Source organism: Treponema sp. OMZ 798 (genome assembly GCF_024181385.1).
GTDB lineage: Bacteria > Spirochaetota > Spirochaetia > Treponematales > Treponemataceae > Treponema_B.
Map to the genome: position 1 here is coordinate 787,444 of NZ_CP051305.1, position 16,212 is coordinate 803,655.

The 16,212-nt window shown below is 34.8% G+C and carries 15 protein-coding genes and 3 pseudogenes; 14 read left to right on the forward strand and 4 right to left on the reverse strand.

Annotated features, from left to right (window positions below; all coding sequences use genetic code 11):
• Nucleotides 1-53: 53 nt before the first annotated feature.
• The 12 genes and pseudogenes from E4O07_RS13485 to E4O07_RS03690 form a co-directional block, all read left to right on the forward strand.
• Nucleotides 54-602: pseudogene (locus tag E4O07_RS13485) on the forward strand (RHS repeat domain-containing protein); the annotation flags it as partial.
• Between the two features lie 575 nt (nucleotides 603-1,177).
• Nucleotides 1,178-2,287: a hypothetical protein gene (locus E4O07_RS03640; RefSeq protein ID WP_253687456.1), complete on the forward strand. Its 1,110-nt coding sequence runs from the start codon at nucleotides 1,178-1,180 to the stop codon at nucleotides 2,285-2,287.
• Between the two features lie 560 nt (nucleotides 2,288-2,847).
• Nucleotides 2,848-3,099: pseudogene (locus E4O07_RS13490) on the forward strand (RHS repeat-associated core domain-containing protein); the annotation flags it as partial.
• Between the two features lie 581 nt (nucleotides 3,100-3,680).
• Nucleotides 3,681-3,938 carry a hypothetical protein gene (locus E4O07_RS03650; RefSeq protein WP_253687458.1) on the forward strand — a complete coding sequence of 86 codons (258 nt, stop codon included), beginning with the start codon at nucleotides 3,681-3,683 and terminating at the stop codon, nucleotides 3,936-3,938.
• A gap of 575 nt (nucleotides 3,939-4,513) precedes the next feature.
• A pseudogene (locus tag E4O07_RS13495) lies at nucleotides 4,514-4,753 on the forward strand (RHS repeat-associated core domain-containing protein); the annotation flags it as partial.
• Nucleotides 4,754-5,237: 484 nt separating this feature from the next.
• Nucleotides 5,238-5,723: a hypothetical protein gene (locus E4O07_RS03660; RefSeq protein ID WP_253687460.1), complete on the forward strand. Its 486-nt coding sequence runs from the start codon at nucleotides 5,238-5,240 to the stop codon at nucleotides 5,721-5,723.
• Nucleotides 5,724-5,797: 74 nt separating this feature from the next.
• On the forward strand, nucleotides 5,798-6,115 hold the full coding sequence (locus tag E4O07_RS03665; protein WP_253687461.1) for a hypothetical protein: 318 nt from the start codon (nucleotides 5,798-5,800) through the stop codon (nucleotides 6,113-6,115).
• 11 nt (nucleotides 6,116-6,126) lie between these two features.
• On the forward strand, nucleotides 6,127-6,513 hold the full coding sequence (locus E4O07_RS03670) for a hypothetical protein (RefSeq protein WP_253687462.1): 387 nt from the start codon (nucleotides 6,127-6,129) through the stop codon (nucleotides 6,511-6,513).
• A gap of 28 nt (nucleotides 6,514-6,541) precedes the next feature.
• Nucleotides 6,542-7,954 (forward strand): colicin E3/pyocin S6 family cytotoxin, encoded by a 1,413-nt coding sequence (locus tag E4O07_RS03675; RefSeq protein WP_253687463.1) that lies wholly within the window; start codon nucleotides 6,542-6,544, stop codon nucleotides 7,952-7,954.
• Complete coding sequence (locus tag E4O07_RS03680; protein ID WP_253687464.1) at nucleotides 7,955-8,197, forward strand: DUF7683 domain-containing protein; 243 nt, start codon at nucleotides 7,955-7,957, stop codon at nucleotides 8,195-8,197. It begins immediately after the preceding gene.
• A gap of 124 nt (nucleotides 8,198-8,321) precedes the next feature.
• Nucleotides 8,322-8,810, forward strand: coding sequence for a hypothetical protein (locus E4O07_RS03685; RefSeq protein ID WP_253687465.1), 489 nt, complete (start codon nucleotides 8,322-8,324; stop codon nucleotides 8,808-8,810).
• 12 nt (nucleotides 8,811-8,822) lie between these two features.
• Nucleotides 8,823-9,248, forward strand: coding sequence for a hypothetical protein (locus tag E4O07_RS03690; RefSeq protein WP_253678698.1), 426 nt, complete (start codon nucleotides 8,823-8,825; stop codon nucleotides 9,246-9,248).
• A 130-nt stretch (nucleotides 9,249-9,378) separates the two neighbouring features.
• Here the strand turns inward: E4O07_RS03690 and pepD are convergent, their stop codons facing one another.
• Both pepD and E4O07_RS03700 read right to left on the reverse strand, forming a co-directional pair.
• Entirely contained in the window at nucleotides 9,379-10,812 is a 1,434-nt protein-coding gene (pepD, locus tag E4O07_RS03695) for a beta-Ala-His dipeptidase (RefSeq protein ID WP_253687466.1), read from the reverse strand.
• A 27-nt stretch (nucleotides 10,813-10,839) separates the two neighbouring features.
• Complete coding sequence (locus E4O07_RS03700) at nucleotides 10,840-11,520, reverse strand: TetR/AcrR family transcriptional regulator (RefSeq protein ID WP_253687467.1); 681 nt, start codon at nucleotides 11,518-11,520, stop codon at nucleotides 10,840-10,842.
• 108 nt (nucleotides 11,521-11,628) lie between these two features.
• On the opposite strand from E4O07_RS03700, the gene E4O07_RS03705 reads away from it, so the two are divergent.
• Nucleotides 11,629-13,041, forward strand: a complete 1,413-nt coding sequence (locus E4O07_RS03705) for a YfcC family protein (protein WP_253687468.1) — start codon at nucleotides 11,629-11,631, stop codon at nucleotides 13,039-13,041.
• 189 nt (nucleotides 13,042-13,230) lie between these two features.
• Nucleotides 13,231-14,034, forward strand: a complete 804-nt coding sequence (locus tag E4O07_RS03710; protein WP_253687469.1) for a DMT family transporter — start codon at nucleotides 13,231-13,233, stop codon at nucleotides 14,032-14,034.
• Nucleotides 14,035-14,037: 3 nt separating this feature from the next.
• On the opposite strand, the gene E4O07_RS03715 is transcribed toward E4O07_RS03710, so the two are convergent.
• Both E4O07_RS03715 and E4O07_RS03720 read right to left on the reverse strand, forming a co-directional pair.
• Nucleotides 14,038-15,396, reverse strand: a complete 1,359-nt coding sequence (locus tag E4O07_RS03715; protein ID WP_253687470.1) for a hypothetical protein — start codon at nucleotides 15,394-15,396, stop codon at nucleotides 14,038-14,040.
• Nucleotides 15,397-15,417: 21 nt separating this feature from the next.
• Complete coding sequence (locus E4O07_RS03720; protein WP_253687471.1) at nucleotides 15,418-16,197, reverse strand: outer membrane lipoprotein-sorting protein; 780 nt, start codon at nucleotides 16,195-16,197, stop codon at nucleotides 15,418-15,420.
• Between the last annotated feature and the right edge of the window lie 15 nt (nucleotides 16,198-16,212).

Below are 16,212 nucleotides of genomic sequence, written 5' to 3' on the forward strand. Positions count from 1 at the left end.
GCTTCAAGGTTAATCTTTTATCTGACAAAAGTGTCTTCCCTCTCCTAATAGACTTTAATAACTTTTACTCCGTACACCAAGTTGCCCACGAACCCAACCACGAGCACGGACTCAGAGTAAGCAAACACATCTTTGTAGGCAACTCAAGATTAGTAACCGCCATGACTCACGCCGATAATAACGGCGACACAACAGAACAAACAGAGAAGCGTTACTACTACCATAGCGACCACTTGGGCAGCGCACAATTTATAACCGACTGGAGAGGCAGACAGTACGAACATATAGAATACACGCCTTACGGCGAACTCTGGATTGAAGAGGTCGCCGCGGGCTTAGATAAGTTACCGTTCAGATTTACGGGAAAAGAGCTTGATGAAGAGACGGGGCTGTACTACTATGGAGCGAGGTATCTTGATCCGAAGTATAGTAGGTGGTTATCGGGAGACCCGGCGTTAGGAGAGTATATACCTCCTCCTGGGACAGAACCTAGTAAGCTTGCCGGTATGGGTGGAGTATATAATACGATAAATTTACATATTTACCACTATGCGGGCAATAATCCGATTAAATATATTGATCCGGATGGGAGAGATATAATATATCTTAATGATCAGAGTGCTGTTGGAGGCAATGGTCATGGAGCGATGTTGATTGGCAACGATAAAGATGGATGGATTTATTATAGTAAAGATGGCCCCTTTGAATCTAATAAAGATATTGATCCAATAGATGATAATGATAAAAGACGAAGAACTGAAAATGGAAATTTTAGATATGATAAGTATGATAGTATCGAAGCCTTTGATAAAGATAAAGCTGTTTCAGGACGTTATAATCGTAGAGTTCGTATAAAAACTTCTATAGCTGAAGATAAAAGGATGAAAACATATGCCGATAACCATTGGAATGACAAATATAATTTTGGTATTGAAAACTGTAGTGATCTAGTATTAGATACAATGTATTCAAGTGGTAATTCTATGTTAGGATTTGCATTATTATTAGGTACTACCGACGAATTTTTTCCATTAACATCCCCAAATAGATTATATGATACACTTAACTCAGTATATGGTGAATCTTTTACTTCACGATTGGGTTCTAGAATAAAAAATAAATTTGGTGTATTGCCAAGAATGCTGGTAGATTATTTATTTCCAAAGAGGTAAACTTAATGAAACAAAAACAAATTATAGTTATACTTTATATTATTGTATTAATGATGATTATTCTTCCTGTAGGAATTTTGATTCACTGGTTGTTTTTTAAATCAGGAATAAAACTAAAGCTTAATACACAAAATCGGCAAGAAGTTTCAAGTGAATATATTTATGACTTTGATACATCAGAATATATATTTGCATCTACACAAAATGAGTGGTTTGAAATATCCCAAAAGGGAAAATGGTATGATGTACGGTTCAATGGGAGTGATGTAGATACAGATGTTATCCAACAATTTACTGCAGCCGGACAATATAATGAAGACGGTAAAGAGATGACTTTGTCTTCAGATTCAATTACTATTACAGATGATGGCCTTATTGTGATATCAGGGACCCGGTGTATCTGCTATCTTGATGTTATAAATAAAAAAATAATTAAAGTTATTCCATTAGAATATACAAAGACTGTTGCAGTAAATGTAGGAGGCCGTGATATTCTCTTTTTTGACGGTGGTAATTTATACAAATATGAATTTAATACGGATACTAAAGTCTTGTTATACGAAACAAAAGTTTATAAATTCGAAATATCCAGCAAGGATTTATATAAAAATTCTCCATACACTTATAATAAAGAAGATGAATATATTTTTACGCCTAATGCAACTGTGGAATATCCTTATCCTTACGCTCGACCTGTTCACATTGCATATTCAAAAAAATATAATAGTATATATTATAAAACTCAAATTTTATTGTATGATAAATTAGAAACAGCAGTTATGTCCATGTCATTAGATGATTTTAAGATTTATGTAGTCTGTTTGAATGGTGAATTTAATACTGATCTTGACGGCAATATTTTTTATACACAAAAAAACGCTTTATTCCGCCATGATGGAAAAACAAGAAAATCCGAAAAAATTTTTGAACATGATGAAATAATCAGCTGGTTTAAAGTTTTTGATGATACAATATTTTTTATGCAAAAAAGTTCACCAAATATAAAGGGTGTAAGGTTTCCTGAATTTAAAGTATATCATCAAAACAAAGTAAAATATGTAAAAATAAATGCTAATGTTTATAGAAACTGTTGGGATATAATAAAGAAATACTAATGGTAATACCAATTGCGAGTATATATGAATATTATAAAAATATTATAAAAATATAGGTAATAGACAAACTTATGAAAACAAAACTTTACATTTATTCACAGCTTAACTATCTCACTTCTCGGACAGCGATTGAAGCGGAAATCCTTTTTGCGGTTTGTGTAATCGAAAAGCAAGCTCTGACCGGAGGAAAGAGCTTTGCCTGTGAAGATAAATGCAGCAAAAAGATTGGAGCGGCATTGGTGCAGCAAGCCGATAGGCGCAGCTTCGAAGCAAGCGCGATGCCGGTATTTGTGTACTTTTACATAATTATGATAGTACACAAGTGTCAGCAGTCCGCCGCTCAAAGCTTCTTAGGCACCTTTGAGCTTCGAGTTTTGCCATTCGGCAAAACATCGGGGATTAAACTTTTAAATTTACTAAGTAACTCCACTGACAGGACTTTTGAAAATAGGCGGAGCAGATACAAGGAGTTAGGCAAAAAAGTACCGCAGGCGTATCGGGTATACGTCGAGGACACTTTTTTGCCGTGCGACGCAGGAGATGCCCGTATATTTTCAAAAGAGGAGACAGGGCTGTATTACTATGGAGCAAGGTATCTTGACCCGAAGTATAGTAGGTGGTTAAGCGGTGATCCGGCGTTGAATGATTATATACCCAAGGCACCGATAAATGATGAAGCTAAGAAGCATAATGAGAACTTGCCCGGAATGGGAGGGATGTTTAATACCGTCAATCTTCATGTGTATCATTATGCAGGGAATAATCCGGTGAAGTATACTGATCCGGATGGAGAAGAAATAATACTAGTTAGCGGTTTTGACTTAGCATATCATAATTATATGGGAAAGAAATGGGATATTGATGGAGTGTATGCATTTGAATTAAATGAATTAGATAAAACTTTTATTGGTCAGGTATTTTCACTGTTTGGATATGATAATGGTATGAAGTTAATTGGAAAGGTTGAATATAGCCATAATCGGTACGGTGATAGATACCATGTGGTAGATCAAGATACCGGAGAAGTTATAGGTTCTTTATATTATGATTTAGGTAGGTCTCATGCAAAAAATAGGGATAGGTGGAATATGGGTAAATTTTTAGTAAATGCTGGACTAGATGCTCTTACTGTAGGAGGAATTGCTAAAGGTGTTATAAAAGAAGGGACTAAAAAAGCAGGAGAGGTAGTTTTAAAAAATTTACGACCAACTACTTTAAGTATTACTATTTCACTTGGATCTAGTGAAAAAAAATCATCCTTTTGGGCTGGAGTAAAGGACTTTTTAAAAGGTCTCATTCCTTTTAAAGGGACGTATGATGCTGCAAAAAAAACAATAAATGAAAGTGGAGATATTTATTATATCACTAATGAAGAATTATTAAAGAGGTTAAAATGAATACACAATTAATCCGTCAACTCTTATCAACCATTTCATTTATCTTATGTGGTATATGTTTCATAGTAGCTGTTGTAATTCGATTTTATATTTATAACAGGCTTATTGAGGACGGAACAATGGGAAAATGGTGGATGTCAGTTGAATGGGACTATATGAAAGCTTATCCTGAAGATATAAGAATTTTGGTGATTTACATATTATGTTGTATTGGTTTTCTTCTGTTTCTTGGTATTGGAGGTGCTTTGCAGTGAGTTCTAAGGTCTTGTCATAAATAGTTGTATAAATAACTAAAATCATGCCTTGCATAAAGAATAAAAAATTAGAAAATGTGGAGATAAAATATTAATTGATAAACTGGTTAGCACAAGAGAAAATTATTATGAAAACAAAATATTACATTTATTCACAGCCTAACCATCTCACCTCTCGGGTAGTGATTGCAAGGGAGCAAAAGCAATTTATCAAAATTGCTTTTGCTGTACATCTTTCCGCAGTAATTTCTGCGGAAAGATACCGAAGCGACAGCGAAGCCCTGAAAAGCGCGGTGCCTGCACTTGTGTACTTTTACATAATTATGATAGTACACAAGTGTCAGCAGTCCGCCGCTCAAAGCTGCTTAGGCACCTTTGAGCTTCGAGTTTTGCCATTCGGCAAAACATCGGGGGGTAAGCTTTTAAATTTACTAAGTAACTCCACTGACAGGACTTTTGAAAATAGGCGGAGCAGATACAAGGAGTTAGGCAAAAAAGTACCGCAGGCGTATCGGGTATACGTCGAGGACACTTTTTTGCCGTGCGACGCAGGAGATGCCCGTATATTTTCAAAAGAGGAGACAGGGCTGTATTACTATGGGGCAAGGTATCTTGATCCGAAATATAGTAGGTGGCTATCGGGAGATCCTGCATTAAATGATTACATACCGCAAGCTCCTGTAAATGACGAAGCGAAGAAACACAATGAAAACTTACCCGGAATGGGTGGGGTGTTTAATACCGTCAATCTGCACGTGTACCACTATGCGGGGAATAATCCGGTGAAGTATACTGACCCGGATGGGAATTTTATTGCATCTTATTTTGCAAATACTAAATTCAACGATGCTTTTAATTTTTTTATTGAGAAATATCAAAAAAAATTAGATACAATAAATAGAGCCAGTCAACTTTATCAACAAATATATGATCTACCCAAAAACACAGCTTTGGAAGATGCCATCGTATTTGATAAAGAACAAGCTAATGATTATATTCTTATTACAGCCGGAGCATATGCAGAACAGATGGGATATGAAAAAAAATCTGAAGAATATAATAATTATGTAAAACAAGAAACAAAATTATATTCAAAACTTCAAGACTTAGAAAACAAAAATATCCTGATGGTACTTATAAAAATGGACTTGTCGATAAGATATTAAATACGGCTTTGAATCTATACAATAATAAATACCAAGAATGCATTTCAGAAGGCTTATCGAACACTGACGCCATGAAACATGCGGACAGTGTTGCAAATGAGTATCTAAATAAAACTTTGGAGGAAAATGAATTATGATAAAAAGATATATTTGTTTATTATTTATGTTGTTTCTCTTAATATCTGTGTTTTCGGATAACGAATCAACAGTTTCATCCGGCTTTCCCATAAATAAATATAAATACGCTGATAGAAATTTTAAATTTGATAATATTATGTCTTTAGCTATAAGTTATTGGATAAAAGAAAATCCTTTTCCGAATTTAGATTATTCCGAATCGTATATTGAGTTTAATGAGGAATTTATATTTCTTTCCGATTCTAAATTTCTTGTGATTGAAACTATGTGGACTGCATCATATTTGGAAACAATAAATGAATATATATTTGATCATAGTTTAAGCGGATTGTTTGGAGAATACTCTTATGAGCTAAATGAACAAGGAAATATAGAAAATAAATTTTATATAATAAAGCTCAAAGATAATAAATTATTGGTATATAATAAAATAAAGGAAAAAGAAACAGTGTATGTATGTAGACATAAAACTTTTTTTTAGACAATGTAGTATAACCCCGAGCTATTGCGCATGGTTTTGTTATGTATGTTTTTTTAAGATTAAAAGGAGATGAAATGAAATTTTTATCCACTTTTCACATCTCTCGGACAGCGATTGAAAGGGAGCAAAAGCAATTTATAAAAATTGCTTTTGCTGTACATCTTTCCGCAAGGCTGGAGGCTCAAGCGATGCTACTAAGTCTTGTAGAAGATTTGTCACCATCTGAATTGGATTTGATGTCTTCAGCAATTATCGAAGCTTCTAAATTTATTGAAAAAGTTGCAGCCAATGGAGGCCTTCTTGTAAATGGGGCGATTACTTTTGATGCAGATATCAAAGGTAATCGTGGTGATATTATCTGGAATGGAAAAAATAACATTGTGTTGCCATGAGTAGAAAGTAAATGTTTGTATTACCTGAATTTGCAAATAAATATATAAATACTCTTTTGGAATTACTAAAGAAACTGGATCTAGAACATAAAATAATTAGTTCTCCTTTTTGTGAAAATGAATACATTATACAGATATATGATCCTTTAAATAAAAAAAATTTAATGTTAGAAAATTATGGTGAATCACAATTTAGACATGAAGATAATAAAATTGTAAGTTATAATCTTATGGAAGTAAAAAATATCGTAACTAGTTTGAATATCCATACAAATAATATAGAAATGCATGAAAAAAAACTTAACGATATTATATTATCATTTTTTCATGAAGATATACAAATCTTTAAAGATACGCTTGATAAAAGTGATATTATAGAACATAGAATGACAAAATAATAAGTTTTATGATTATAAAGAAAAAAACATGAAACCAAAACTTAGCATTTATTCACAACCTAACTATCTCATCTTTCGGACAGCGATTGCAAGGGAGCAAAAGCAATTTATAAAAATTGCTTTTGCTGTACATCTTTCCGCAGTAATTTCTGCGGAAAGATACCGAAGCGATAGCGGAGCCCTGAAAAGCGCGATGCCGGTATTTGTGTACCTTTGCATAGTATTGATAGTACACAAATACCGGCAGTCCGCCGCTCAAAGCTGCTTACGCGAAAGCTTATTACTAAACAACCCCACAGACAGGACTTTTGAAAATAGGCGGAGCAGATACAAGGAGTTAGGCAAAAAAGTACCGCAGGCGTATCGGGTATACGTCGAGGACACTTTTTTGCCGTGCGACGCAGGAGATGCCCGCATATTTTCAAAAGAGATGACACATACGGATAACCAAGGCGACAACGATGAACAAAAAGCAAAGCGTTACTATTACCATTCAGACCATTTAGGAAGTGCGCAATTTGTAACAGATTGGCGAGGTAAACAATATGAACACATAGAATATACACCTTACGGAGAGTTATGGGTAGAGGAAGTTGCTGCGGGGTTAGACAAGTTACCGTTTAGGTTTACAGGCAAAGAGCTTGACGAGGAAACGGGATTATACTATTATGGAGCTAGGTATCTTGATCCGAAATACAGTAGGTGGTTGTCAGGAGACCCTGCATTAAACGACTACATACCCAAAGCGCCGATAGATGATGAAGCTAAAAAGCATAACGAGAATCTACCGGGTATGGGTGATGTGTTTAATGTTGTAAACTTGCATGTATATCACTATGCGGGCAATAATCCGGTTAAATATACTGATCCGGATGGAAGGCAAACTGCTGCTATAGGTCTAGCAAAAATTTTATCAAAAATATGGGCTGTTGCTTTTGCTGAACCAACACCTGCTGGTGAAGTTATAGCAGCGGCAGCTACTGTATGTATACTATATCTTTATTTTGTAGATAATGCAGAGTCAAGCCCCACTATTTTAGAAACACCTGATTCGGTGAATAATATAAACCCTAAAACTGAATTTCCTGGATATGACAGTAATAAGACTATTGATGGTTTCCCTGAAACAAATAAAAATAATGTGCATAATACTTTTCCAGATACAGATAGAAGTACAAATATATTTGAAGAATATATTCCTGCCCCAGATAGTATTCCTGGTATTCCGGATGCGAAGATTGCAAAAAGAAAAACGCCTGTGCAAAAAGGTGGGGGGGTAAGGAAACGGTGGAAAGATAATAAAGGAAATATATATGAGCGGGATTCACTGCATGGTGAATTAGAAAAATATAATAAACGGGGGATTCATCAAGGTGTTGTTGATCCCAATACTGGAGAACAGATTGAGCCGCCGAAAAATGATAGAAAGGTGGAACCATAAATGACTAGATGTATTAGATATTTTGATAAAATTTCTGAAGAATATGTAGGAATGTATGAACTTCCTACAACTATCAGCTTAAATGACCTTATAGAATTTTTAGGTGCTAGGGTACCAGAATATGATCCGATGCTTTATTATTGTTATGAAATTTACATAACTGATCGTCCTTTTTATGAAAGAATTCTAAATATAAATTTGGATTTCGATAAATATGATTACTTTTTGGAATGTGATGCTTAATTAGTATGTTAAGTAAATTTTTTAAAGATAATATATTACCATTTTTGATAGAAATGGAAATAATAGGTATGCAATGGGTTTAATTTTATGGTAATGAATATCTCTTTTTAAATTGAGAAAAACTATGAACACAAAGCTTTACTTTTATTCACAACCTACCTATCTCTTTCGGACAGCGATTGAAGCAAAAATCCTTTTTGCGGTGTGTTTAATCAAATGCGGTTTTTGGAGCGACAGCGTAAAAACACCGCCTGAAAAAAGCCCATGCAGCAAAAAGATTGGAGCGGTATTGGTGCAGCAAGCCGATAGGCACAGCTTCGAAGCAAGCGCGATGTTCAATTTTGTTTTCTTCATAATAATGATAAACAAAATTGAACAGTCCGCCAAAAGAAAGTTATTACTAAACCTCCTCACTGACAGGACTTTTGAAAATAGGCCGATAAAAAAAGTACGTCCTTGTACCTTTTTCATCTCAGAGTTTTGCATACGCAAAACTCTCAAAGCTAAAACCACCGCCATCCGTGGCGGGGAAAGAGTATATGTCGAGCTCATTTTGCGCAGCGACGCAGTAGATGCCCACCGTTTCAAAAGAGATTATACCCTTAGATACTAATGGAGAATAATTATGAAAACTGTATATCGTAAATCACTTATACTTAGATGTTTATTTTTTTTAACACTTATTTTTTTTCTTTATGCTGCAATTATTACGATTTTGACTCAAGAAGATATAAGCATATCCATATGGATAGTTATGATGACGATTATATCTATTAATGCATGGGCTTTGATAGATTATGTATTTTCGAAGATAGAATTTCAAGAAGATGTGTTTACATATAAAAAAGTATTTATTAGAGTTGTTATTAGAAAAGATGAAGTAGATTTTGCACGAAGTCTTTGTGATGCAGATATAATAAAAAATAAATATATTATTTATAAAAAAAATGGAGATAAAATAAAATTGAAAGGCGGTCTCGATGGATTTTCGATGAAAACGAAAATGGATTTACTCGCAGATCTTCTAGTTTTTTTTAGGAAAAAGATATAGCAACGGATGAATACGTGAAAGGCGGCTGTAGTAAATCCGTTAATTTTTATATGCAACTTGAGGTAAGTATGAAAAAATTGATAAAAACAAATTCAAAGCAAATATTGTACTCAATACTTGTTTATTTGAATCAAAATTTTGCTTTTTTAAGTATTTCAATAAAGCACTTATAAAAATACTCCAAAGAGCTTAAACTAAAACATTCTTTAGGGCTATGATAGTGCCATGCGTTGGAACCTATCGAAACTATATCCATATTATCAATTTTGCTGTCAAAAAAGCTGCATTCAAGACCTGCATGTATAGCTAAAAAATGAACATTCTTTCCGCCTCTTTCTTCATACACCTCTTTGATAAGTTGACCGAGTTTTGAATTACTCTTATATTCCCAACCGGGATAAGAGCCCCACACGGTATAAGGCATATTATAAGAGTTTGCAATTTTTTTTAGTTTTTTTATTATATATTGTTTTTGAGATTCATAGCCTGCTCTGACATCGGTAATAACTATAATCTGGGAATCTTTGATATATATTTCTCCTAAATTGCAAGAACAATCAACAAAATTTTCAAAACCGTTACTCATTATTTGAATTTCCGAAGGTGATGTCAGAATGTAATCTTTTAAATCGGAAAAAATTTCACGTTTTATACATGAGCTGTCTTTATTTGAGTTTTCAACCATAGTAATCTTTATGCTGTCTTTAATGGCGGGAAATTCTTTTTGCAGGATGGAGTTAAATTTGCAAACTTCATCTTCCAAGTTTTTTAAGTCTTTTTTTGCAACCATCAAAGATACATTGCTTGTTCTTGGAATTGCAAGTCTGAAATTTCCGCCTTTTATATCTTGTAAATAAAAATCTATATTTTCAAGCTCATCTAAAAATCGGAATAGCAATATATTGCTGTTTCCTTTTCCCCTGTGTATATCTTCTCCCGAATGTCCTCCCTCCAACCCTGATAGCTTTATATCACAGCATTTATAATTTTCATCTACTTTAATTTTTTCTATTTTTTTATTAGCTGTAAATGTAATTCCTCCGGCGGCTGAAATTACTATTTCGTTATCGCAGCAATGATCTAAATTTATCAAAAATCGGCTTTTTAATTTACTCATATCGAAGTTTCCTACTCCGGAAAAATCCTCTTCTTCAGCACTTGTAAATACTGCTTCAATTTCCGGATGTGAAATGGTGTTATCGGCAAGCACCGAAAGTATGATACTTACTCCAAGTCCGTCATCGGCTCCCAGCGTTGTCGTTTCCCTCGTAGAAACAATATCTCCGTCTATGTAGTATTTAATCGGATCTTTAAAAAAATCGTGATTTATTCCTTCGGCTTTTTCGCATACCATATCGGTATGAGCTTGGAGTGCTATTGGTTTGCAATTTTCATATCCCTTTGTTGCCGGTTTTTTCATAAAAACGTTTTTAAAGTTATCTTTTTCAACATAGATATTTCTTTGTTTTGCCCAATCATACAAATAATCCCTTATCCTTTCTTCATGAAAACTCGGTCTTGGAATTTTACATATTGCTTCGAATTCTTTTAACACATCTTGCATATTTTACCTCCTATACCCTTTAGTGTTTTATTGTGTATCTTGTATTTCCTTTTTGTCGGGAATAGATACACCCATAAGTTCTAATGTTTCTACCAGAAAATTCATAAATTCTTTTGAATGTTTTTGTATATCTATATTTCTATCTATAATTACTTTGTACAGATAGTATGCATGTACCTTTGTAACAGTATGTATGAGAAAGTCCGTATTTTTTTGAGACAGTATACCTTGATTCACTATGGCTTTTGTTATTTCAATATCACGCCGGATTATATTGCCTTCTTTAAGCATATTGTCTATATCGTCATGATATTTTTCACCCAATTCTTCGGGAAAAATTTCGTAATAATCGGCTATTATTTTGGGGAGTTTTTCCGAATAGATTCCATAGAACATATTAAAATAAATATCGGGATTTTTAAATGAAAAACCGTTAAAAACTTCGTATACTCTAATATATTTTAAGACGGGATCGCTTATAGGTTTGGTTTTTACTTTAAGTTCTGCTATATAGTCTTTTAAATAGCCTAGAGAAGCATATAAAAGGAGGATATCCAGATTTTCAAAGTAATTATAAAGGGTTGCCGTATTATAACCTATTTTTTCTGCAATTTTTCTTATGCTGACTTTTTCTATCCCTAATTCGTTTATTAAGGTTTTTGTTACAGCGATGTATTCAGTCATAAGTTGTTTTTTCCTTTCTTTCATATCTAACATTTCCTTTTAAAATTTAAAATAATTTGCTTGACAAATTTTATAACCGCGGTTATAATTATAACATAATCGCGATTATAAATCAAGTTAAGGAGTTCGTTTATGGATTTAAAAGTTAAACGGTTTAAGCTAAAAGCACCCGATGCGATTGTTCTCATTCTGGTTTTGCTCATCCTTGCATCGATTTTTACGTATGTTCTTCCTACAGGAGAATATACCCGTGTGTTGGATTCGGCTAAGGGGGTAAATGTAGTTGACCCTTACAGCTATCATCCTATTGAAAGGAATCCTGTTTCATTTTGGGGTATTTTACAGGCAGTCCCCAGAGGGCTAAATGAGTCAGCCGAAATAATTAACTTTTTGTTGATAATTGGAGGTATTTTCGGCATTTTAAAAGGAACAGGAGCTCTTGATTCTGTGTTGAAGATGGCTATGGTAAAACTTAAAGGCAGGGAAAGACTTATTATTCCGGTTATTCTTATATTTTGGGGATTGGGCGGAGCTATAATAGGAAATTTTGAAGAATGCCTGGCTTTTTTACCTTTGCATATAACGCTTTGCCTTGCCCTAGGATTTGATTCAATTACAGGTGTTGCACTGGGTATGTGCGGTGTAGGTGTCGGTTACATAGGAGCTATTTTAAATCCTTTTACCATCATTACGGCACAAAAAATAGCGGATGTTCCTATATTGAGCGGTATCGAGCTTAGGATAGTTTCTTTTATTGTTCTTATGGCGATAACGATAGTATACATATACATTTATGCAGGAAAAATTCAAAAAAATCCTAAATTAAGTCCTATGTATGAGCAAGATTTGAAAAGTCCTTATCGGGAAAACGATTTATTATCGAAAGATATTGTATTTACTCTTAAGCAAAAACTTTCTTTGGCAATCTTTGTTTTAGGGATTGTTGTTCTTGTTTATGGGGTTGTAGTGCATCATTTCTATTTGACCGAAATTGCTGCCGTTTTTGTGGGAACGGGAATTTTATGCGGTTTGGCCGGCGGACTCAGTTTAAATGAAACAGTGCGGCATTTCGTAAAAGGTGCGGAAAATCTTGTTTATGCTGCCATTTGTGTAGGCTTTGCAAGAGCTATAACCGTTATAATGATGGACGGCAAAATTTTAGATGTTATAGTTTACGGCTTTTCAAATATGGTTCAGGGGCTGCCGTTGCAAATCAGTGCCGTCGGAATGTTTGTATTACAGTCTTTTATAAATATTTTTATTCCTTCAGGAACAGGTCAGGCGGTTATCAGTATGCCTATAATGACTCCCTTGGCGGATGTCATAGGTCTGACGCGGCAGACTGCTGTATTGGCATTTCAGTTTGGCGACGGTATTACGAATTTGTTTACGCCTACTGCAGGCGATCTTATGGCTGCAATTGCAATAGGAGGTATATCCTATGGCAAATGGTTTAAATGGTTTTGGAAGCTTATGGGGCTTTGGTATATCGCTTGTTCCATAATTTTAATAATAGCTACAATTATCGGGTACGGTCCCGTATAAAAAATTGCTAACTATTGTATGCCGTATAAATTGGTTGTAACCGTTAAGCGGCATATTTGTTCAAACATCAACGGCATCGATAAACTTTTTTAAGGTTAACGATGCCATATTTTTTTGTATTAAGAGGAATCCAAAATTAAAATATCAGGTTTTATAGATGCGGCGGCCTCTGCCTTTATATTCGGGCTTATGCCGCTTTTTACAAAGATTTTATTCGATTTAGGTTTAAACCCCATAGGTTCCAGCTTTTACAGGATGTCCTTAGCCTTGATTTTTATCTTTATTTATTCAAAATTTTTAAAAATTGATATGAAATTAAATAAAAAAGAATTTTGGCTTGTCTTATTAGCTGCTCTGTTTTTTACCCTCAACAGTATAAGTTTGTTTGCCTCATATAAATATATAAATTCGGGAAGTGCTACATCCATCCATTTTTTATATCCGGTTATAATTTTTACGGCTTCGGCTTTTATGTTAAAACAAAGGCCCTCAATATATGAGATTCTTTGTATTGCGGCCGCAGTTATAGGTCTGTTTTTTATAGCCGATTTTAAAGAGGTTTCAAGTGCTCCGGGAATAATATATGCATTTATGTCGGCTATTGTGTACAGCGTGTATTCATTTATTCTGGAAAGAACAAAAAAAATTCATCCTGTTAAGCTTTTATTTTATGTTAATTTTTCCGGCGGCTTGATGATTTTTGCCTTTTCCTTATCTTTACCTGAAAGGATTCCTTTTGATTTTACGCTTCCGCAGTTTGTTCTTCTTATTTTCTACTCCTGTATTTTAACGATAGGAGCGACCTTTTTATATCAAAAAGCCGTTGCCAAGATTGGGGCGAAATATACTTCAATTTTGAGTACCTTAGAACCTGTTACAAGCCTTGCGGTAGGTCTTTTATTTTTAAAGGAAAGCATGACAGGCTTCCAATTTTTTGCTGCCGTTTTGATTGTGCTTGCGGCTCTTGTGCTCATTAAGTTAAAACGGAATTAATTATTACCAGCTAAATCTCCCCTTAATCCAGATAGAGCTTATCTTGTTTAATTGTGCAAAGTCTCCCTTGCCGTCGTAACCTTTTGTGTAAATATCTCCTCCCAAAATTACATGAATGTTGTCGGTAAGAGAGTAATCAACAGCGTAAGTGCTGAATGTGCTTCCGTAATTAATATCGATTGCTCCGCTTGCAGAAAGTTTAAGAGTTTCCCTCAAAAAAGTTTTGCTTATGTTTAAGCTTACAAAACCCTTGTGCATCGGCCTCTCTATATCGTCTTTGTGGTTTAAAATAAGGTCTTCAAAATATTGGGCGCTTATAAACCACGAGCTTTTATTCCAATCAAGACCTGCCAGCATTAAAAGCTGGTGTTTGGGTATTGGCTGTTCAAAGATAAGTTTGGGATTAAAATATCTGTTACCAATCCATGCACTTTCCAATCTAATGGTTACATCTCCTGCCGGTATTGCGGCATCAAGCCCCGCCATTCCTATGCGGTAATATTCTTGGTTTAAGTTTATTAAAACTTCGGTCGGGATATTGATTTTACCGTTTCGCGTAAATTTAGGATTCTTATCCCGGCCGTAAAAGCCTGAAAGCGAAAAATCTATGCCTGGTAAAAAGAAAGAGAGACGAGCTGCCGCTTCCGTGTCCGTAAACATTTTGGGCTTTTCGGTTTCGGTTTTTGTGTATTTTATAGGGAGCGACAAACCTCCTTTAGTATATACATCGGGAAGTTCAATATAAAAAAGAGCATCCTTTGCTCCTTCTTCAAAACTAAACGGAGGCAATTTGTTCGGGGTAAAAAAAGGAATTGCTATAACTTCAAAGGTAAAAATGTCGTGAAAAAATCTTAGGCGGATGCTGTCCGATGCGAGTTTTGTATCATCGGAAGAAAGGGCTAAAAAAGCGGAAGAATCCTTTGCACTCAGCACATCTGTTAGGGTAAAGCCGTCTGCCTGTCCCCAGCTTATAATCTGCCTTCCGAAACTTAAATCCCAAATTTCGCCGGAATAGCGGAAATAGGCTTCATTGAGCTTAAAGCCCGTGCGTGAAGGATTGCGGTAATCGTATTCCGCCACAGCAGATAGAAAGGCATAGGCTGAACCTGCAAGGACTTCTCCTTTTATTTGAGCAATGGAGCGTGAAAGGCTGTACTCGGTTCCATTGTTCCACCTAAGTCCATGGACAGTTTCCAGTTTTCCTCCGAAGTTAAATTCTATTCCGCTTGATTCTTCCATTATTTCTTCTTGAGGATCTTCCTGTTCATTTCCTTGTAGTTCTTCTTGGGCATAACACAAAAATCCTGTCAAAAAGAAAAATACAACCGTTAAAATCAAACCATTATTTTTTATTCTTCTCATATTTCCTCCCTTAATATTTTCTTAATTTTTGATTTTTCCCGCTTCAAGAGAGTTTACCCTAAAATAAGAGTCGGGTATCTCTTTATTGAATTCATGCTTTAAAATTTCAATTACCGTTTTACGCTTTTTTTGAAGGTTATTCATTTCCATTTTATTGCCTGTCCAAAAGCCGTCTTTTTTTTCGATGCCGCTGACGGTAAGCTCCTTCAAAATCGCTCCTTGTTCATCATAGAATTCCGCTTTGATGTTTAAAAGAGATTCTTTATCGATCCATGAAATAAATTTTGAGTACATGGATTTTTTTACCGGAACCGATTCTATTTTCCAGCAGTCTTTGGAATCGATTTTTTCTTCGCCTAAAAGAGTGTGTTTATAATCGTCTACCTTGCGGCTGCCCATGTCTTCATATGTAAATTCCGTTCCCATAAAATCATCTTGGCTTGATGAGCCGCTTATGCGCTTAGCTTTTTTTAATGCCGGAATATAAAGCCATCTGTCATCGTTTTTTAAGGCATCATCATAAGAGTATGCAAGATAACCTGTGCCTTTTACATCTGCCGGAAGTAAAAATACCATGACGATTTTTTCTTCTTTTCCGTAATCTTTTGAATAGGCCGTAACTTCTCGGACTCTCTTTTTCCCGTTTGAGTTTATAAGAGTCATCCTCATTTTAAAAGAATCCGTAACGGCCTTTTCTCTGTTGCTTGCTTTTTGCATAATGTCTCTTCCCGTCAATTCTTGTGCAAAGCCTGCACCCAATGCAATTACTGCAGCCAATAAAATCATAACAATCTTTTTCATCTTTTTCCTCCATAA